22 protein-coding genes are annotated in these 20,559 nt (G+C 30.7%); 7 read left to right on the top strand and 15 right to left on the bottom strand.

Features of this window, described 5'->3' with window-relative positions; genetic code table 11:
* Positions 1 to 16 precede the first annotated feature (16 nt).
* The 8 genes from BMY86_RS10825 to BMY86_RS10790 all read right to left on the bottom strand — a co-directional run bounded on the left by BMY86_RS10825 (position 17) and on the right by BMY86_RS10790 (position 5,971).
* Positions 17 to 1,183: an iron-containing alcohol dehydrogenase gene (locus BMY86_RS10825; RefSeq protein WP_091469037.1), complete on the bottom strand. Its 1,167-nt coding sequence runs from the start codon at positions 1,181 to 1,183 to the stop codon at positions 17 to 19.
* 63 nt (positions 1,184 to 1,246) lie between these two features.
* Positions 1,247 to 1,885 carry a hypothetical protein gene (locus BMY86_RS10820; protein ID WP_091469034.1) on the bottom strand — a complete coding sequence of 213 codons (639 nt, stop codon included), beginning with the start codon at positions 1,883 to 1,885 and terminating at the stop codon, positions 1,247 to 1,249.
* A 1-nt stretch (position 1,886) separates the two neighbouring features.
* Complete coding sequence (locus BMY86_RS10815; protein WP_091469030.1) at positions 1,887 to 2,435, bottom strand: hypothetical protein; 549 nt, start codon at positions 2,433 to 2,435, stop codon at positions 1,887 to 1,889.
* A gap of 3 nt (positions 2,436 to 2,438) precedes the next feature.
* A complete protein-coding gene (gene nadD / locus BMY86_RS10810; RefSeq protein ID WP_091469193.1) occupies positions 2,439 to 3,020 on the bottom strand; it encodes a nicotinate (nicotinamide) nucleotide adenylyltransferase in 582 nt (193 codons plus the stop codon).
* A gap of 105 nt (positions 3,021 to 3,125) precedes the next feature.
* Positions 3,126 to 3,698, bottom strand: coding sequence for a guanylate kinase (gene gmk / locus BMY86_RS10805; protein WP_091469026.1), 573 nt, complete (start codon positions 3,696 to 3,698; stop codon positions 3,126 to 3,128).
* Between the two features lie 87 nt (positions 3,699 to 3,785).
* Entirely contained in the window at positions 3,786 to 4,646 is an 861-nt protein-coding gene (locus BMY86_RS10800) for a YicC/YloC family endoribonuclease (RefSeq protein WP_091469023.1), read from the bottom strand.
* Positions 4,647 to 4,698: 52 nt separating this feature from the next.
* Complete coding sequence (locus BMY86_RS10795; RefSeq protein WP_091469020.1) at positions 4,699 to 5,622, bottom strand: DMT family transporter; 924 nt, start codon at positions 5,620 to 5,622, stop codon at positions 4,699 to 4,701.
* On the bottom strand, positions 5,615 to 5,971 hold the full coding sequence (locus BMY86_RS10790) for an arsenate reductase family protein (protein ID WP_091469016.1): 357 nt from the start codon (positions 5,969 to 5,971) through the stop codon (positions 5,615 to 5,617). Before BMY86_RS10790 ends, BMY86_RS10795 begins: the two co-directional genes overlap by 8 nt.
* Positions 5,972 to 6,042: 71 nt before the next feature.
* Here BMY86_RS10790 and BMY86_RS10785 point away from each other — a divergent pair, with 71 nt between their 5' ends.
* Positions 6,043 to 6,498, top strand: a complete 456-nt coding sequence (locus BMY86_RS10785; protein ID WP_091469013.1) for a DinB family protein — start codon at positions 6,043 to 6,045, stop codon at positions 6,496 to 6,498.
* Here BMY86_RS10785 and BMY86_RS10780 read toward each other — a convergent pair.
* From BMY86_RS10780 to BMY86_RS10770, 3 genes are all read right to left on the bottom strand, one after another.
* A complete protein-coding gene (locus BMY86_RS10780; RefSeq protein ID WP_143065649.1) occupies positions 6,491 to 7,231 on the bottom strand; it encodes an RsiV family protein in 741 nt (246 codons plus the stop codon). The genes BMY86_RS10785 and BMY86_RS10780 overlap by 8 nt on opposite strands.
* Positions 7,232 to 7,353: 122 nt before the next feature.
* Positions 7,354 to 8,301, bottom strand: coding sequence for a thioredoxin-disulfide reductase (trxB, locus tag BMY86_RS10775; RefSeq protein ID WP_091469007.1), 948 nt, complete (start codon positions 8,299 to 8,301; stop codon positions 7,354 to 7,356).
* 205 nt (positions 8,302 to 8,506) lie between these two features.
* The gene (locus BMY86_RS10770) at positions 8,507 to 10,654 is read right to left on the bottom strand and encodes a TonB-dependent receptor (RefSeq protein ID WP_091469004.1); all 2,148 of its coding nucleotides are present in this window, start codon (positions 10,652 to 10,654) and stop codon (positions 8,507 to 8,509) included.
* 127 nt (positions 10,655 to 10,781) lie between these two features.
* On the opposite strand from BMY86_RS10770, the gene BMY86_RS10765 reads away from it, so the two are divergent.
* The 6 genes from BMY86_RS10765 to BMY86_RS10740 all read left to right on the top strand — a co-directional run bounded on the left by BMY86_RS10765 (position 10,782) and on the right by BMY86_RS10740 (position 14,610).
* Positions 10,782 to 11,237 (top strand): YciI family protein, encoded by a 456-nt coding sequence (locus tag BMY86_RS10765; RefSeq protein WP_091469001.1) that lies wholly within the window; start codon positions 10,782 to 10,784, stop codon positions 11,235 to 11,237.
* A gap of 101 nt (positions 11,238 to 11,338) precedes the next feature.
* Entirely contained in the window at positions 11,339 to 11,890 is a 552-nt protein-coding gene (locus BMY86_RS10760; protein ID WP_091468998.1) for an IS1096 element passenger TnpR family protein, read from the top strand.
* Positions 11,891 to 12,001: 111 nt separating this feature from the next.
* The gene (locus BMY86_RS10755) at positions 12,002 to 13,060 is read left to right on the top strand and encodes a nucleoid-associated protein (protein ID WP_091468995.1); all 1,059 of its coding nucleotides are present in this window, start codon (positions 12,002 to 12,004) and stop codon (positions 13,058 to 13,060) included.
* Between the two features lie 130 nt (positions 13,061 to 13,190).
* Positions 13,191 to 13,751 carry a YdeI/OmpD-associated family protein gene (locus tag BMY86_RS10750; protein WP_091468991.1) on the top strand — a complete coding sequence of 187 codons (561 nt, stop codon included), beginning with the start codon at positions 13,191 to 13,193 and terminating at the stop codon, positions 13,749 to 13,751.
* Complete coding sequence (locus tag BMY86_RS10745; RefSeq protein WP_091468987.1) at positions 13,751 to 14,248, top strand: hypothetical protein; 498 nt, start codon at positions 13,751 to 13,753, stop codon at positions 14,246 to 14,248. The genes BMY86_RS10750 and BMY86_RS10745 overlap by 1 nt, the downstream gene beginning before the upstream one ends.
* Before the next feature lie 11 nt (positions 14,249 to 14,259).
* The gene (locus BMY86_RS10740) at positions 14,260 to 14,610 is read left to right on the top strand and encodes an MmcQ/YjbR family DNA-binding protein (protein WP_091468984.1); all 351 of its coding nucleotides are present in this window, start codon (positions 14,260 to 14,262) and stop codon (positions 14,608 to 14,610) included.
* 55 nt (positions 14,611 to 14,665) lie between these two features.
* On the opposite strand, the gene BMY86_RS10735 is transcribed toward BMY86_RS10740, so the two are convergent.
* From BMY86_RS10735 to BMY86_RS10720, 4 genes are all read right to left on the bottom strand, one after another.
* Positions 14,666 to 16,207: an acyl-CoA carboxylase subunit beta gene (locus tag BMY86_RS10735; protein WP_091468981.1), complete on the bottom strand. Its 1,542-nt coding sequence runs from the start codon at positions 16,205 to 16,207 to the stop codon at positions 14,666 to 14,668.
* Positions 16,208 to 16,305: 98 nt separating this feature from the next.
* Complete coding sequence (gene accC / locus BMY86_RS10730) at positions 16,306 to 17,745, bottom strand: acetyl-CoA carboxylase biotin carboxylase subunit (RefSeq protein ID WP_091468977.1); 1,440 nt, start codon at positions 17,743 to 17,745, stop codon at positions 16,306 to 16,308.
* A gap of 129 nt (positions 17,746 to 17,874) precedes the next feature.
* Positions 17,875 to 18,360, bottom strand: coding sequence for a biotin/lipoyl-containing protein (locus BMY86_RS10725; protein ID WP_091468974.1), 486 nt, complete (start codon positions 18,358 to 18,360; stop codon positions 17,875 to 17,877).
* 68 nt (positions 18,361 to 18,428) lie between these two features.
* A complete protein-coding gene (locus BMY86_RS10720; RefSeq protein ID WP_177177169.1) occupies positions 18,429 to 20,531 on the bottom strand; it encodes a response regulator in 2,103 nt (700 codons plus the stop codon).
* Positions 20,532 to 20,559 lie beyond the last annotated feature (28 nt).

The following is a 20,559-nucleotide window of genomic DNA, read 5'->3' as shown; positions in this document are numbered from 1 at the left end:
ATTTTAAAACACTTATCTAATAACTCAATTCTACAATTTCTCTCACTTTCTCTAATGTGATGTTTTGTTTTTCTCCCATTGCTTTCCAACCTCTTTCTTCAAAACGATTGACAATAAAATTAGCGGTATCTTCGTAATTTGTTGTAGCTTGAGATAATTTAGTTTCCATTCCCATTTCTTCTAAGAATGCTACTAATTTTGAAATAGCGTTTTGTGCTTTTTCTTCAATTGTATTTCCTGAAACTTGAAACACTCTTTCTCCAAATTGAGCCAGTTTTTCTTTTTTGGTTTCGAACATTACGCGATATAAATTCGGACCAATAATAGCCAATGTTCTGGCATGATCAATTTCGTATAATGCAGTTAACTCGTGCCCAATCATGTGAGTTGCCCAATCGGAAGCTACACCTTTTTGGATTAATCCGTTTAATGCCATAGTTGCACACCACATAAAGTTAGATGCTAATTTGTAATCGGTTGGGTTTTCTACTACTTTCGGACCAATTTCTACTAAGGTTTGTAAAATACCTTCTGAAATACGGTCTTGTAATAATGCATCTTGTGGAAACGTTAAATATTGTTCTAAAACATGTGTGAAAGCATCTACTACTCCATTTTGAATTTGTCTTTTTGGTAACGATTGAATTACCGTTGGATCACAAATAGAAAATTGAGGAAACAATGCACTTCCACCTAACGTTAGTTTTTCATGTGTGGCATCAATTGTAATTACTGCACCCGAATTCATTTCAGAACCTGTTGCTGGTAACGTTAAAACCGTTCCAAAAGGAATCACTTTCGAAACATCTTTAAACAGGATTCTCTTTTTAAGAATATCAACTGCATCGCCTTCGTAATTTACTGCTCCAGAAATAAATTTCACACCATCAATTACACTACCGCCACCAACGGCTAAAATAAAATTGATTTTCTCGGTACGAATAATTTCAACAGCTTTCATTAACGTTTCAAAACGCGGATTCGGTTCTATTCCACCAAACTCTATCACCTCAAAACCTTTTAAGTTTTCAGTAACTTGAGCATGAACACCGTTTTTAAAAATACTTCCACCACCATAAGCCAACATGATTTTCGCATTGGCAGGAACTAAAGAGGCTAATTTTTCTATTTGATTTTGACCAAAAACATAATTGGTCGGATTGTATAATTCGAAGTTTAACATAGTACATTTTATTTAGAAGCACAAAGTTACTAAATGTTTGTATGTACAAATGATAAAGGAATGTTAAGATAATTTCCCTTCTCTTTTCATTTTTTCGATAAAGTTCTTGTAATCTGTATAATGATGATACTGACTATCCACAAAACTTAGGTTTTTAGCTTTAAATGGAAAAACTTCATGGATCACATAATGATACAAATCTTCTTTTATAGCTTCAATTTGAGATCTTGATTGAATTTGAAAATAAGTTCTTATTTTTTTATTTTCAAAAGTAAATTCCACATAATTATTTACACCAATTGAAAACATTGGCCCGTATTTAGAGTTATTTGTTGAATCACCAACTACATTTCCATAACTAATTCGTAAATTTTGAATTTCTGAAAATAAATACAATTTATCTAAAATTTGAATTCCTTTATTTTCGAATGAAATACTATTGATTAAATCACCTTTTGCAATTTCATATTCCTTAAAACGAATAAAACTAGATATCAATAATCCAAAAATTGGCAAAAAAATTGTAATTCCAAAAATTTTAATTATCAACGATTCACTATTTATATTTCTTAAAAAAAGATAATATATCAATGCAACTATTAATAAAAACAATCCACTAAAATCGGATATTTTTTCAGACAAAGTATTTCTTTTCCAATAATTTAATTTTCTTGGTATAAATACCCTAGCTTTAAATTTCATTTTAATTATTTAAATTAGAATTATATCTATTCCTAAAAAAATTCATAGTTTCAATAATTCTTTCGGGATTGATATAATTATATAAACCAAAACTCAATTTTACTCCGTTTGATGTGAAAATTTCCAAATAATAATCAGATGTTTTGTTTCTTGGCACTATTGTAAATCCATAATCATAAATTTGATCCCAATAATATTTGGTTTTATGAATTTCAATTCCTTCTTCAGAGATTTTAATTTCTTCTAATTTTCTTGTTTTATTATACCAAGTAAAAAGTATCAAAAAAAGTAGTAAACCAAAGGCAATATATCTACTGAAAACATCTTCAATAGCTCGTAATCCAAAAATAAAAGTTATAAAACCAAATACTACATAAATAAATTTGTTGGATTCTTTATTATTAAATATAATTTCTTCCTTATATTTTTCAATGAAAGAACCATATTCTTTAGACCTAACGAAATATGGTGAATCAAATAAAAAATCGATTAACATATTTTTTTGTTTAGGCTGACTTTCTATCAGATTTTCAATTTCTTGATTAATCATGAATTACTTCTTATAAAACAAATTATGCTCTACATATTCCCAAACTTTGTGAGGCAACATTGGGATGACATTTTTATTGTTTTTAATGCTTTCGCGAATGAAAGTCGAGGATAATTCTACTACTGGTGCGCCTACTCTGTGAATTTTGGGATGATTGACAAATTGCTCGTCCATTTCACCTGAGTTTAAACGTGGATATACGTATATATGATGATGTTGTAAAATCACTTCGTAGTTTTTCCATTTATGAAGTGAATTTAAATTGTCTTCACCCATAATTAAAGAGAATTCGTAATTAGGATGTTTCTCTTGTAAATGCACTAATGTATTGATTGTAAAATTCGGTTGTGGTAATTTGAATTCTACATCTGAAGGTTTAATTTTCGGGAAATCTTCTGTTGCCAAATGTACCATGTGTAAACGATGGTAATCATCTAACAAAGTGTTTTTTTGTTTATGCGGATTGTGTGGCGTAACCACCATCCAAATTTGATCCAAATCAGAATGCTCTGCCATATGATTGGCAATAATTAAATGCCCAATATGAATGGGATTAAATGTTCCGAAATATAAACCTATTTTCATTGTTTGTTTTTCTTCCACAGAGTTTCGCAAAGTTTTTAACAAAGTTTCGCAAAAAATAAAAATTTTGTGGCTCTTTGTGAAGGTTTGTGAATCTCTGCGTAATAACTATTTATTAATAAATTCTTTCACCAATTGATAGGCTTCTTCTTTAGCTGTATCTAAATCGTAATTTTTAATAATCGTATCAAACTGTGGTGCGGTAGCTAATTCAACGTGTGCTTTAGCAATACGCATGTTGATTTTATCATCACTTTCTGTAGAACGCTCTTTCAAACGACGTTTTAATTCGTCTACACTTGGTGGTTTTACAAAAACTGCTAAGGTTTCTTCTGGGAATTTTCTTTTAATACGTAATCCACCTGCTACATCAATATCGAAAATTACATGTTTACCTTGAGCCCAAATACGTTCTACTTCTGTTTTCAACGTTCCGTAGAAATTGTCTGTATACACTTCTTCCCATTCTACGAAATCTTCAGCTTTAATATGTTGTTTGAATTCGTCCCAAGAAATAAAATAATAATCTTTGCCATTTACTTCTTCACCTCTAGGCGCACGAGTAGTGCAAGAAATAGAGAATTCTAAATTTAAATCTTCTTGTTTTAATAAATGTCTTACTATAGTGGTTTTTCCCGAACCTGAAGGCGCTGAGAATACTAATAATTTTCCTTTGTTCATTGTGTTGTGTCATTGCGAGGAACGAAGCAATCTTTCCTCATATAATTAATTTCATACCTTTAAGGTTTCGGAAACCTTGCAGGAATTTTATAATACGTTAAGTACTTGTTCTTTTATTTTTTCCAATTCGTCTTTCATCATCACCACCAATTTTTGCATTTCGGCATGATTTGATTTTGAACCCATAGTATTGATTTCTCTACCCATTTCTTGAGTAATAAATCCTAATTTTCTACCGTTAGCTTCATTACCTTGTAAGGTTTGCAAGAAATAATCTAAATGATTGGTTAAACGAACTTTTTCTTCTGTAATATCTAATTTCTCTAAATAATAAATCAATTCTTGTTCGAAACGATTGGTATCTACATTAACTTTTAATTCGTCTATAGCCGTTTGTAATCGTTCTTTAATATTAGCAATTCGTTCTGGATCTAAAGCCAACGCCTGATTCATAAAATTTCTAATATTTTCAATACGTAATGTAAATTCTTTTTCTAAAGAAGCTCCTTCAGAAACACGAAATGACAACATATTTTCAATAGCTTCATCAATTACTTCTTGAATTTGTTTCCATTCATTTTCATCAATTTCTTCACGCTCCGTTTTTAATGCGTCTGGCATACGAACAGCCATTTTCATTAATTCCGTTTCATCTGCATTGGGTAATATTTCCTTCATTTGAGAAATATATGCTTTTACAATTGGCGCATTAATTTTTGAAGAAGTTTCTTCTCCAGTTACCTCAACAAATAAAGAAAAATCGACTTTACCTCTTTCTAACTTTTGAGCTAAAAGATTTCTTAATGTTAATTCATTTTCTCTATAAACAGAAGGCATACGAGTGTTTAAGTCGAGCCCCTTACTGTTCAACGATTTTACTTCAACGGTAATTTTTTTGGTTGGTAATTGCAAACTTGCTTTACCAAAGCCAGTCATTGATAATATCATATATTTTTATAAAAGAGTGTAAATATAGGAAAAAGTGTTCAGTGTTTAGTTGTTAGTTCTCAGAAGAATTGATACTTTTTACTTGATTTTTTTTATTTGATTCTTTCATAATTACCAAATAAACTCCCACAAATATCAATAAAGCCGAAACTATCTTAACCATATTCAAATTATCCTTTTCCAAATAAATAGCAAATACAGTTGCGAAAAACGGTTGTAAATAAATGAAAACGGCAACAGTAGTTGGTTTTAAATTACGCATCGAAACCAAATTTAACAAATAGGTTAAAAAGGTAGAAAACACTACTACAAAGCCAATTTTCAGTCCAATTTCCAACGGAATTTCGTTCCAGTTTACTACTTTCAATTCATTAAACCCGAAAGGTAAAACCATAAAGAAACCGAATAAATAAATGTATTTCACAAACGTAAACGCATTGTATCGATCCATTAATTTCTTTACGAAAATTAAGTAAAAACCATAAGAAACAGCATTTACAAATACCAATAAATTTCCTAAAGTGGCATTAGAAGCATTACTTAAAGCTTTCCCGTATAAAATTAAGGTTACCGTTCCGGCTAACCCTAAAAGGATTCCTAATACTTTCTTCGACTTCATTTTTTCTTTCATCAAAATAGAAGAAAGAATTAGTACAATCATTGGCGTAGTTACCATTAAAACGGCTCCCATAATTGGCGACGTATAACTTAATCCTTTGAAAAAAGTAAGCATGTTAAAAGCTACTCCAAAAAAAGCACAAACAGCAATTCGAAGAAAATCTTTTTTAGCAATTTTTTCTTTCGGTCCGAGAAAGGAAAACAACCAAAATAACAATGTAGCTCCACCAACACGTAAAACAATAAATCCGAAAGCATCAATATACTTTGGCATTACATCTTTAGCAATAGTGAACGTTACTCCGTAAATAATTGCTACAATCCAAGCGCAAACTAAAGCCCAAGCACGACTATTCATTATTCAATGCTTTTTGCAATTTTAAAATATTAGGCTGACTATTTCCAATAAAGATTTCATTGTCTAAAATCACAACTGGTCGGCTTAAAAAGGTATAATGATCTAAGATATAGTTTTTAAAGTCTTCTTCTGTTAAAGTCAGATTTTTTAATCCTTTTTCCTTATACAATTGTGCTTTTCTACTGAAAAGAGCTTCGTAACTTCCAGCAAGTTTATGCATCAATTCTAATTCTTCAATAGTTATGGGATTCTGACGAATATCGTGGAATTCTAAATTTGCCGATTGTGGTAACGACTTTATTATTTTTCTACACGTATCGCAAGAAGCTAAGTAATATATTTTTCGCATAATAAATTTAAAAGCGCAAAGGTATGAAAGTTATTTTTTTATAATAAATTTACGGAAACAAATAAACAATTATGAACGCAACTTTTAATATTTGGAAAACAAGTAGAGCTACGTATTTGAAATTCTTGGAAAATTATTCTTTAGAGCAATTGAATAAAATTCCGGAAGGAATGAGCAATAATTTAATTTGGAATATTGGCCATATTATCGTTTCACAACAAGGATTAGTATACCGATTATCTGGTTTACCTAGATATGTATCAGATGAAATGACGGCTAAATACCAAAATGGCTCTGTTCCAACAGGAAACACAACTCAAGAAGAAGTTGACGAAATTAAAAACTTATTGATTTCAACCATGAATCAAACCATTTCAGATTATGAAAAGGGAATTTTTAAGGAATATACTCCTTATGAAACCAAAACGGGATTTTCGTTGCAGAATTTAAACGATGCAATTGAATTTAATAATTACCACGAAGGCATTCATTTAGGATTTATGATGAAAATCAAACGTTTTATTTAATCATCAAATACTTATCTAATTCATCGTATGTGAAATGTACTTCAAAAGTACCTTTTTCGTACGATGAAATTTCATTGATGTTGTATAAAAAGGTAATTCCTTCAATCGTAAAAAACACATTATTAGTTAGATAGAACTTATTGTTTTCAAAACAATACCCTTGATCGTTTAACGACAGATTATTTTTTACTTTGTATTTGGTTCTAAATTTATTCTCAACAATTTTTTCTACTACTGGAAGATTTGAAAAAATATCTTTATTTTTTAACTGATTCCCTGTTATTTTATTAAATATCAATGATCTTTTTCCACCAAATCCGTCTTTATCACCATAAGATGAAAAATAATTAATTCCAATGTTTACAAATTCTTCTGTTTCGTATTCAACATTAGATTCTAATTGGAATTCCCAACTTTTTACACTGCTATTCGGAACTTCATTTTTAGCTTTTTTATAAGTAGAAACAAAGCCTTTAGTTAATTGATCGTAGTTTTTAATATTTAAGTTTTCGTTTTCAATAAAAACCGAAAGTTCTTTAATATTTTCAAAAATTATTTTATTAATATTCTCGTCATTTTTAGCTTCTACAACTTCCATTTTAATATTGGCAGAATTATATCCTGAAGCCATATTATTCTGATAGGATGAATTGTATTGCTTTCTTTCAAACACTAGTTGTTGCGAACAACTTGTAAGAAGTAATAAGAGAAATATGGGTAAAAGTTTTTTCATTCGTATTATAAATCTATTTTTTAGATTTTTTTTAATATTGCCTCAAAAATCGAGCCATTAAAGACGATAAGCAAAAAAAATCGGAAAATAAATTCCGATTTTTCAACTTATATAAACTTATTTTAGTGTTTACTTGCTAAATATCTTTCTGCATCTAAAGCAGCCATACATCCTGTTCCAGCAGCAGTAATAGCTTGTCTGTATACATGATCGGCAGCATCTCCACCAACAAATACTCCTGGAACGTTAGTTTTAGCAGTTCCTGGTTCATTAACAATATAACCTGTTTCGTCTAAAGTTAAGTAGTCGGCAAAAATATCTGTATTTGGTTTATGACCAATAGCTACGAAGAAACCAGTTGCAGGAATATCATGTTCTGCACCTGTTACATTATTCTTCACTCTAACAGCATTAACAACCTGACCATCACCTAAAACCTCAACCGTAGAAGTATTTAATAAAATTTCAATGTTTTCTGTTTTTTGAACACGCTCAGCCATAATTTTAGAAGCTCTAAATTTATCTGTACGCACTAACATCGTAACTTTTTTACATAATTTAGACAAATAATGTGCTTCTTCACAAGCACTATCTCCTGCTCCAACAATAACAACTTCCTGATTTCTATAGAAAAATCCGTCACAAACCGCACAAGCAGAAACTCCACCACCTGTTTGTAAATAATGTTGTTCTGAAGGTAAACCTAAATATTTTGCAGCAGCTCCAGTAGAAATAATTACTGTATCGGCATGAATTTCTTTTGTATCGTTAATCCAAACTTTATGTGGTTCTGCACTAAAATCAACTTTAGTTGCCCAACCATCACGAACATCAGTTCCGAAGCGTTGAGCTTGACTTTGTAATTGTACCATCATTTCTGGTCCAGTAACACCATCAGGATATCCAGGGAAATTTTCTACTTCATTAGTTGTAGTTAATTGACCTCCTGGTTGTGTTCCTTGGTATAAAACTGGATTCATGTTGGCTCTAGCTGCATAAATTGCTGCAGTATAACCCGCAGGACCAGAACCTATAATAAGACATTTTACTCTTTCTATTTCGTTTGACATGGTTGTTTATTTTAATTTTGTGTGGCAAAAATATAAAATCAAATACTTTTTAATGCAATAATTGTTACATTTTTAATTATTACATCATAAATGTTTTCGATGCAATATTGATCAAAACTATAAACTAAATTTTAGCTTTAACACTTCGACAAGCTCAGCGTTACAGCTTCAGTCAACAATTAACTTCCAACAATAAACCATTAAATTAAAGATTATCCAATTGATTTGTTTTTTTATTGTCGGAAATTGTCCAAAAGAAACCAACAAAGAAAAATCTGCTCGCAGGTTGAGTTATCGCTTGTCGTTGAAAAACACCATTACTATCCGCCGAATTTGCATATTGATATCCAAAAATATTATCAGCACCTAACACATTTGAAACTGAAAAGAATAATATTTTTTGTTGTGAAAGTAAGTACGACCAACTTAAACTGAAATTATTATACGATTTTGTTTTCTCGCTCATAAATTCGGATTGATTCGGATTATTGTACGGTCTTCCAGAATTAAAAGAGTACGTGGTACTTAATTGCGATTTCAATGTATTAATCCAATATTTCGTTACGATTGAAAAATTATGATTAGCCACAAAACTTGGTGTAACTTGACTCGTATAATTTTTAAAATTTCTTTCTGTATCGATATATGAATACGAAATCCAATAGTCTAAATATTTAACCGATTTATTATCTCTCCAAAACACATCAATTCCTTTAGCATAACCAAATCCATTATTAGTAAAATTGGAGTTATAAAATGAAGAATTCGTATCGTATTTTATCAAGTTGTTATAATCTTTAAAATATCCTTCCAAACGTAACATCTTTCCATTTTTATTGTATAAATAATTAAAAATATAATGATTTGTTTTTTCGTAATCTAATTTCGTAGTAAATTTTAAATAATCTTGATTAGGCATTTGATTGAAATTTCCATAAGCGACAGAAATTTGTGAGTTTTCAGACAATTTATAAGCCATCGATAGTCGTGGTTCCAAAGTAAAATCTTCCATTAAAGTTGATTTAGAAGAACGTAAACCGATATTAAAAGCTAATTTGTTTGAAAAATATAATTCAGCTTCTGAAAAGAAAGCAATTGTATTGTTTTCATAACCATAAGCAAATGGATTTTGAGTAAATTCAGTATATTTCTCATTGAATTTCATATAAAAATATTCGCTACCAGCATTCCATTTAAAAACACTTCCAAACGATTGACGCAATTTCAATTTGTAATGTAAAGCGTTTTCATCATTATTTAATTTATCTGCATTAATTCCTATTTTATTAATTGAATAACCATAACTCAATCCCGTTTGTAATTGTAAATTATCTGTAAGTTTCCCTTTAAATGAAGAATTACTATAGAAATTGGTATTGTTTTGCTTAAAGTTTACTTTTTCAGCATAATTAACATCCTTTTGATTGATATCCATTGATGAATGATCTAAAGCTGCATACCATTTGAATAATCCATTTTTAATTTTTGTTCTATATACCATTTCACCACCAAAAGTTTCCGGCGCTTTATTCCAATCTAAGCTTTGTGGTACTAAGAAATAATATGGTTTTAAATTGATATAACTCGTATTAAAGGTTACTGAACTTTTATTCCATTTTTTCGATTTTCCTAAACCTACTCCGACTGTCATTATAGAAACATCCGTTTGATTTTGAGCAGGATCATCAATAGTATTCAACAATAATACACTCGATAAAGCATCGCCAAATTCGGCACTATAACCACCAGTAGAAAAAGTAATTCCTTTAAATAAAAATGGAGAAAATCGGGTTCTGGTTGGCACATTAGCGGGACTCACACCATATGGCTGAGCTACTCGAATGCCATCAACATACGTTTGTGTTTCACCCGCTTCTCCACCACGAACAAATAAACGGCCACTTTCACCAACCGACTGTACTCCTGGCATAGTTTCCAATGCAGAAACAATATCACCCATAGAACCAGCAGTTGTAACAATATCCAATGCTTTTAAAGTGGAAACTTTACTATTATCGCCCGCTTTTATAGTCCCTGCAGTAATGGTAACCGCTTCAATATTGTTTTTATTTTTCATCAAATTAAAAATTCGATACCTATAATTTTCAATTTCAATAATTTCTAAACGGTCATCTAAACCTACTTTAGTAAATTTCAACGTTTGCGTTCCTTTTTCTGAAGTTGTAAATGTAAATTCACCTTTATCATCCGTTAAAGCGCCATCATAACTTCCTTCAATAAACACATTAACGCCTACAATTGGTTTATCCGATTTATCAACCACTTTTCCTGAAATTGTAGTTTGTGCCATTAATCCGACACTAAACATTAAAAAAAATACGATACTTTTCATTTTATATAATTTGATACCACAAAGTTGCTTCGAAAGTAGTTGGAAAGAAAAAAGGAATTACCCAATTGTTGATTTTTGCATCTGAATTGTAAATCGAGTATCTTTATACTTTTAAATATTGGAAATTATGAAGAAAATTATAGCATTTGCATTATTTATAAGTCTGAGTACTTTAGGTTTTTCACAAGAAAAAAGTAGTTACGATGAAGAATTAGCTAAAAAATTAGGCGCTGATGAATACGGCATGAAAACCTATGTGTTTTGCATTTTAAAAACGGGTTCAAATACAACGGCAACTCCAGAAGAAAGAAAAAAACTTTTTGAAGGTCACATGGCAAATATTAATAAATTGGCCGATGAAAATAAATTAGTTGTTGCGGGACCATTTATGAAGAACGATAAAAACTATAGAGGAATTTTTATTTTCAATTGCAGTACCATTGAAGAAGCCGAAAAGCTAGTAAACTCTGATCCAGCAGTTCAAGCTAAAATTTTTGAAGCCGATTTAACGGTTTGGTACAGTAGTGCTTCTTTAGGTTTAATTAAGGAAATGCATGAAAAAATAGCGAAAACTAAAATTTAAATTATTGATTCCTATACGATAAAACTATTTATCAACAATCGTGTTTTTGAGTAAAAAACCTTTTAAATATTACTTACTTTTGCACCTTAAAATTACAAATTATGATTTACAAGTTTAGAGCAATTCTTGATGCTGAAGACGATATTTTTAGAGATATTGCTATAGAAAGTGACAATACACTTGAAGATTTACACAATGCTTTAGTTAATGCTTTCGGTTTTGACGGAACAGAAACAGGATCTTTTTTTACTTGTTCAGACGATTGGGCTTGGCATGAAGAAGACGGAATTCCGATGTTTGATACGGGTGATGTTCCTGGTGAAATTAAAACGATGGCCGAATATAAAATTGAAGATTTAGTACATGAGCAAAATACTAAAATCGTTTACGTATATGATTTCTTCTCAATGTGGACATTCTTTGTAGAATTAGGAGCTGTTGAAGAGAAAAAAGACGATGTAGATTACCCTACTTTATTATTTTCTCACGGTGTTTTACCAGATGAAGCTACAACAAGCGGATTTAGAGGTGCCGATTTCAATGAGGAAGACTTATATGGCGAACATGAAGACGATTATGATGAAGAAGACTTCGATATGTTTGATGGCGACGATAGCTTCGAAGACATGGGATTTGATGAAAACTGGAACTAATTCAATTAGTCAATGTGCGAATACGGCGATGTGCCAATTGAAATACTAAATAAATATTAATAATCACAGTTAATTGACTAATTGTCAAATAGACTAATTGACACATTAAAAATGATAAACTTATTTAATACACATATCGAAAACCTTTCTATTCACCGAGTAGGAAATAAAAGTAGAAACGAAGCTATTTTCTTATCTGAAAATCCATATACCTTAAATGATGAGATTATGCCTTTGTTAAAGGAATACTTTTTTAAGGCTTTTCGTGAAAAAGAAGAAAACTACTATCAGTTTGCACACGATGTAGATTTAGAATACAATGAAATGTTCAATTTGGTTACGGAAGTTTTCAATAAACCAAGTGAAATTCATAATGTTTCTAAAAAAATCACGCAACATTTATTCGAGCAATCGAATCATCCACATATTAAAAATGGAGAAGTTTATGTAGCATATTTAACGAACATTTCTATTGATAATAATGTTGTTGACGCTATTGGAGTTTTCAAAAGTGAAATCAAAACCGACTTCTTACAATTTGAAGAAAAAGGAAGCGATTTAGAAATGATTTTACAAGACGGAATCAACTTAAACAAGTTAGATAAAGGTTGTTTAATTTTTAACTACAAAAAAGAAGAAGGTTACAAAATATTAACCGTAGATAGCAACCGTTATGATGCACGTTATTGGTTAGAGCATTTTTTAAGTGTAGATGTATTTCAAGATGAAACATTTATGACTAAAAAATACTTACAATTTTGTAAAGATTTTGCTAAAGAAGTTGTTTTACCTGCTGAAGATAAAAAAGAAGAAGTTTTATTCATGAATCGTGCGGTAAATCACTTTGCTAAAAACGATAACTTTGAAGAAACAGCTTTCTTAAATGACGTAATTGTAAATCCGGATTTAATCCCAGAATTTAAAAATTATAAAGTTGATCGTGGTGCAAAATACAGCATTGAAGATGTTTCCGACTTCCCTATTGCTAATGCAGCAGTAACAGATGTTCGTAGGAAATTAAAAAACACAATTGAATTAGATACCAACATTCAAATTAAATTAGATTTCATTAACCCTGAAAGTGCTGAAAAATTTGTTGAAAAAGGTTGGGACGAAGAAAAACAAATGTATTATTACTTAGTGTACTTCAACAAAGAGAATAAATCGTAATAAATTTAGAATTTAGACTTTAGACTTTAGACTTTAGACTTTAGACTTTAGACTTTAGACAAAATTAAAAAACTCCTCAATTAGCGATAATTGGGGATTTTTTTTTTAGATTTACCATAAAACAATATCTATGCAAAACAATACTCAATGGTCGGAAGAATTAGATGTTATTGCTTCTATCATTAACAAACTTCCTTTAGAAAAAACAATAAAATGGGGCACTGAAGTTTTTACTTATAATGGAAAAAATGTGGTGAGTTATGGCGGTTTTAAAAACTTTTTTACCCTTTGGTTTTATAACGGTGTTTTCTTAACGGACAAATATAATGTATTGGTAAATGCACAAGAAGGTAAAACCAAATCGTTGCGTCAATGGCGCTTTACTTCTATTTCAGAAATTGATGAAAAGAAAATTACGGAATATATTTATGAAGCCATAGAAATCGAAAAAAAAGGCTTAAAAATTGCTCCTGAGAAGTTTACAGCCATTCCAGTTTCAGAATTCTTAGAATTAGAATTTAAAAACAATATTAATTTAAAAAATGCTTTTGATAAACTAACGCCAGGAAAGCAAAAAGAATACAATTTGTACATTAACGAAGCCAAACAAGAAGCAACCAAATTAAAACGTGTTGAAAAGATTGTACCTATGATTTTACAAGGCATGGGTTTAAACGATAAATACAAATAATGAGAAAAATATTAATCCTTTTAAGTGTATTCTTTTTTACACTTTCATTTAGTCAAGAAAAAAGAAAAGCATTTACATTAGAAATTGCTGCAGACGAAACACATCAATACAAAATGGATGTGCCGGAAACTCCTTATTTTGTAAAAGAGAAAATTTTGCAAATTTATTGTGGTGAAAAACTTTTTATAGAATGTGAAATTAGTAACGACACAATTTCATCCATGAAAGTTGTTGAGAAAAATGAAAATCCGACTAAAACCATTGAAATCGATTTCATTCAAAATGCGGAAGACAGAAAAAACATTATAACTATGCTGAGTGTTACTAATCCGTTTCAAAAAGATCTAATTTATGATGCACACATGTATACACCTAGAAGTCAAGATTGGGTTAAAACGAGCATCATTCCAGTTAGATCCAAATTAATGGCTTATGAAACTTGGGGACATTCTATCATTACATTAGTATTAGATAATTGGCGATTTATTGAACCATAAATACAAACACCATGAACATTGAAGAAATAACTCAGATTTGTATTTCCTTACCAAAAGTGACACAAGATATAAAATGGGGACATGATTTGTGTTTTTGTATTGGAGATAAAATGTTTTGTGTAGTGGGGTTAGATGAAGTTCCTACAAGTGCTTCTTTTAAAGTCACTGAAGAACAATTTGAAGAATTAATTGCGCTACCCTATTTTAAACCTGCGCCTTATGTAGCGAGATACAAATGGGTTTTAATTGAAGACATTAGCAAAATGAATCGTTCCGATTGGGAGAATTTTATTCAACAATCGTTTGAATTAGTAAAAGCAAAACTTCCCAATAAAATTAAAAAAGAATTAGATTTAGAATAGACCATTTTAATACAATAAAAAAAAACTCCCAACTTACATTGGGAGTTTTTTATTTTTATAAAGGAATGTTACCGTGTTTTCTTGCTGGCGTTAACACCTGTTTGTTTTCTAGCATGCTGTACGCTTTTATTAGTTTCTTACGCGTATCTTTTGGTAAAATAACCTCATCGATAAATCCACGTTGCGCTGCTGTATATGGATTCGCGAATAAATCGGCGTATTCTTGTTCTTTTTCTAATAATTTCGCTGCAGGATCGGCGGCTTCACTAATTTCTTTCTTAAAGATAATTTCCGAAGCTCCTTTTGCTCCCATTACCGCAATTTCTGCACTTGGCCAAGCAAAATTCATATCGGCACCAATGTGTTTCGAGTTCATTACATCGTATGCACCACCATAAGCTTTACGTGTAATTACCGTAATTCTAGGTACTGTCGCTTCACTAAAAGCATATAATAATTTCGCTCCATGCGTGATAATTCCGTTCCATTCTTGATCTGTTCCTGGTAAAAATCCTGGTACATCTTCTAATACTAATAAAGGAATATTGAAACAATCGCAAAAACGCACAAAACGTGCTGCTTTAATTGAACTGTTTACATCTAAACATCCAGCTAAAAACATAGGTTGATTCGCCACTACACCAATACTTCTACCTCCTAAACGAGCAAAACCTACGATGATATTTTCGGCAAAGTTTTTATGAATTTCAAAGAAAGAATCTTCGTCAATAATTCCTTTGATAACATCGTGCATATCGTACGGTTTATTAGCCGAATCTGGAACAATAGTACTCAATTGCTCTCTAATTTCATCTTTTAATTCAAAAGGAATTCTAGGCGTTGTTTCTCTATTATTTTGAGGAATATAACTCAATAAACGTTTGATGTCTTCTAAACATTCAATTCCATTTTCTGAAGTGATATGTGCTACTCCCGATTTAGATGAATGCGTACTGGCACCACCTAATTCTTCTGAAGTTACATCTTCATTCGTAACTGTTTTCACAACGTTTGGTCCCGTTACAAACATATAACTTGTATTTTCTACCATCATCGTAAAATCGGTCATTGCAGGAGAATAAACCGCACCACCCGCACATGGTCCCATAATCGCAGAAATTTGTGGAATTACTCCAGATGCCTGAACGTTTCTGTAAAAAATATCAGCATAACCACCTAATGAACGTACACCTTCTTGAATACGCGCTCCACCAGAATCGTTTAAACCAATCATAGGCACGCCATTTTTCAAGGCCATATCCATTACTTTACAGATTTTTTCAGCATGTGTTTCCGATAACGAACCACCAAAAACAGTAAAATCTTGTGCAAAAATGTACACAGCTCTTCCATTTATAGTTCCGTAACCGGTTACAACACCATCTCCGTAATATTGTTCTTTTTCCATTCCGAAATCAGTTGTACGATGTGTAACCAACATCCCAATTTCTTCAAAAGAACCTTCATCTAATAAATATTCAATTCGTTCTCTTGCTGTTAATTTCTTTTTAGCATGATGAGAAGCAATTCTTTTTTCGCCACCGCCTAATTTGGCTAAAGCAATTTTATCTTCTAATATTTTTATTTTGTCTTGCATAGTTTTTTAGCTTTTAGCGATTAGCAATTAGCCTTTAGCTTTTTTACTTGACTCTTTTGCTTATCCCTTTTTACTTTTACCTTTTTACTTGGTTCTTCTTAATTCGGAACTCTAACTATATCTTTATCTTCTAAATACTTTTTCAAAGCTACTAAAGCAGCAATTTCTGCTTCTTTATCGAATTGCGCTTTTAATTTATCGCTATCGTAATATTTCTTAACGAAATTCGTGTCAAAATTTCCAGAACGGAATGCTTCATGCTCCATTACGAAAGTACCAAAAGGTAAAGTTGTGCTTACGCCTTCCACTTTGTATTGCTCAATGGCTTTAATCATTAATTCAATTGATTCCTCACGCGTTTTTCCGTACGTAATTAATTTAGCCAACATTGGATCGTAATATATTGGCACATCCATTCCTTGTTCGAAACCATTATCAACACGGATTCCTTCACCTACCGGAATTTGGTACACATCTAAATGTCCAACACTTGGTAAAAAGTCGTTTAATGGATCTTCTGCATAAACACGTAATTCCATAGCATGACCATTAATAACTAAATCTTCTTGCTTAATTGGTAACGCTTCACCTCTTGCTACACGAATTTGCATTTCAACTAAATCCATCCCTGTAATCATTTCAGTAACAGGATGTTCTACTTGTAAACGCGTATTCATTTCTAAGAAATAGAAGTTTTTATTTTCGTCTAATAAAAATTCAACTGTTCCAGCACCTAAATAATCACATGATTGCGCTACACGAACAGCAGCTTCACCCATTGCTTTACGGATTTCTGGAGTTAATACTGAAGATGGTGCTTCTTCAACTACTTTTTGATGACGACGTTGAATACTACATTCTCTTTCAAAAAGGTATAAAATATTTCCATGACTATCGGCCATGACTTGAATTTCGATATGACGTGGAGAACCTACATATTTTTCAATGAAAACCGACCCATCACCAAAGGCATTTGTTGCTTCTGAAATAGCTCTATTCATTTGTGATTCAAATTCTGCTTCGTTTTCTACAATACGCATACCTTTTCCACCACCACCAGCAGAAGCTTTAATTAAAATTGGAAAACCAATTTCTGAAGCTACTTTTTTAGCTAATGCGATATCAGTAATCGCTTCATCTAAACCTGGAACCATAGGAATATTGAAAGCTTTAACCGCATCTTTAGCGGCTAATTTACTTCCCATGATTTTCATCGCATGCGATTTTGGTCCGATAAACGTAATATTATTTTTTTCTGCTAATTCAGAGAAATCAGAGTTTTCACTTAAAAATCCGTAACCTGGATGAATTCCATCTACCCCTAATTGTTTACAAACTTCAATAATTTTATCTCCTAATAAATACGATTGATTGGATGGTGCTTCACCAATACAAACCGCTTCATCAGCAAATTTTACATGTGGAGAATTTCTATCAACAGTTGAATAAACAGCAACTGTTTTAATTCCCATTTTCTTTGCGGTTTTCATTACACGTAGTGCAATTTCACCTCTATTTGCAACTAATATTTTTTTCATATGTTAGCCCCCTAGCCCCCAAAGTGGGGGAATTGAAAAACTTTGCTTCAAAGTTTTATGGTTATATATTATTTTTGTTATTACTCCCAATTTTAAAAGTCCCTCCTTTGGAGGGATTAAGGGAGGCTTCTATTCAAACTCAATTAACAATTGTCCTTTTTCTACAGCATTACTTTTTTCTACAGCAATAGACTTAATTTTTCCGCTACGTGGAGATACTAATGTATTTTCCATTTTCATAGCTTCTAAAATTAATAAAGGATCATTTTCTGAAACTTCTTGTCCGACAGCTACACAAACTTCCAAGATTAATCCTGGCATTGGTGCTTTAATTTCGTTTACTACTTTTCCTGCACCAACAGAAATTCCCATCGATTCAATTAATAAATCTAATTCGTTTGCAATAGAAACATCATAAGTATTTCCATTAACTTTTACAGAATATTTTCTTGAATTAAAATCTGAAGAAACAATTTCAGCTTGATAAGGTGCATTTTCTTTAAGTACATGAAAATGGTTATTTTCTACACTTACAGCATCTAATTTTGACAAATCATTATCTGTAAAATCGAAGGTATTAACCTTGTTTACAAATATTTTATAAGGTTTACTCATAGTCTATTTAAATTTGAGTGTAAAAATAGGGAAAGTAAACCTTTTCGTTAAATGAATTTGGAAGTTTTTTACTTATTAAAGTATTTTTTGATTAAATCGTAGAGTAATTCTTTATCTAAAGGTTTAGATATAAAATCGTTGAAACCTAATTTCTGAATTTTCTGAACTTCTTCTGGAAATGAATAAGAAGTTTGTGCAATTATTGGTATTTCTTTATTGAATTCTCTAATCTTTTCGAAAGCACCATAACCATCTAAATTAGGCATTTTAATGTCCATAAAAACTAAATCAATTTCATGATTCGTTTTACAAATTTCAACAGCTTCTAAACCGTCTTTAGCGCGAATAACTTTAAAATTGAATATCTTCAATAGCTTTTCAATCAATTTAAAATTGATATTATCATCTTCTGCAACTAAAACAATTTCTTCATTACCTAAACTGTAATTTTCAATTAATTCGGTTTTTACTAATTCTCCGGTTTCATCATCCGCATAAATTAATGGAATTGTAATGGTAAAAGTAGATCCTAATCCTTCTTTAGATTCAACTGAAATAGAACCACTTAACATTTCTACATACGATTTTGAAATGGCCAAACCTAAACCTAAACCATCATTTGCGGTAATATTTTTAGAATTTATTTTATTAAATCGTTTGAAAATTTTGTCTTTAAAAGTATCTGGAATACCCACTCCAGAATCTTTCACTTGAAATACAATTAAATTTTTATTGGTATCTACATCACAATCTAAAATTACAAAACCTTCATCTGTAAATTTTAAGGCATTATTTAAAAGATTGATGATAATTTGATTCAATTTAATTGCATCGGTTACGATGTTTTTTCTTAATTCAACTGAAGGTTTTTGAAGTTTAACTTCTACATTCGGATTCTTATTTGAAAACTGTGCTGATTCAAACGTTGCCTGTAATAATTGATTTAAATTAACACTACTAAAATTTGGTTTGATTAAATCGGAATCTATTTTAGACATTTCTATTAAATCATCAACAATACTTAATAGGTTTCGACTATTGTATTGCACGATTCTAACAAATTCTTGTTTTTCTTCTGGTGTAATTTTTTCATCCAACAATAAATCAGAAAACCCAACTATAGCATTCATTGGTGTTCTAATTTCATGAGATAAATTCATCAAAAAGGCAGATTTCAACTTATCGCTTTCTTCTGCTTTTTGTTTGGAATGAATTAATTCTGCTTTTTGTCTAAAATTCTCTTCAAAAAGCTTACCCATATAACGGAATTCACCTTTTATATTTTTTAGATTTTCAATTGCTGCAGTATCATTCTTTTTCAGAATTCTTTTTATCAAATTCAAAGGCACTCGCGACCATTTATTAGCAAAAAATATAAATATGATCCATGAAATAATAATAGCAATTGCCATTACACATAATATACTTTTGGTAATATAAAAATCGATATCGTAAGCTCTTTTGCAATATAATTTAGAAACTTCTCTTCCATTAATATCTAATAAAGGAATAGTAGTATAAACCGTTTTTAATGCCTTTTCTTTTCCTGTATAAAACTTAATCTTGGAACTACATATTTCTTCAATATTGGCAAAATACTCTCTATCTAATAGTCTTGCCATTATAAAGAAACCCGAAGCTTTTGTTTTATTTTTAAATGGATCACTTGAAGGATGTATTGAAGCGCCATAGACCTCAACAATCCCTTCTGGAATACTTAAATAAAATTTTTCGAATTTTTTATCTCTAAGCTTTTCAAAAACATCTTTAGGAATAAAATCTTTAGTCTGAATTTTTAAGGTAGAAACTTTTGTTATGAATTCGCCATTTGCTGAATATGCAGATAAATATTCTACATTATAAGTATCAATCAAAACGGCTATGGAAGTATTAAACCATTTTAAATTTTTGGTTTCTGTAAAGGTTACAAATTCATCCCAATACGTAGCGTCATTTACAACCGCTTCATAAGATTCTGAATTCAATTTTAAAAGAGAATGAATTTCATTATCATACAATTCTCTACTGCTTTTAAAAATTGCTTTTTCCTGAACACGCATGTAAAAATAGAGGAACACTACAATTAATAGCAATCCAAATGATACTAGCGAAACTAAAGATACAACTTTGAAGTAAGTTGAATTTCTAAATTTATGTATAAGTGAATTCATTGACATTTCTCTACAAGCATAAATATAG

Source organism: Flavobacterium urocaniciphilum (genome assembly GCF_900110615.1).
Classification (GTDB): Bacteria; Bacteroidota; Bacteroidia; order Flavobacteriales; family Flavobacteriaceae; genus Flavobacterium; species Flavobacterium urocaniciphilum.
The sequence above is the reverse complement of the archived record's forward strand: the minus strand, read 5'-3'. Positions and strand labels throughout refer to the sequence as shown.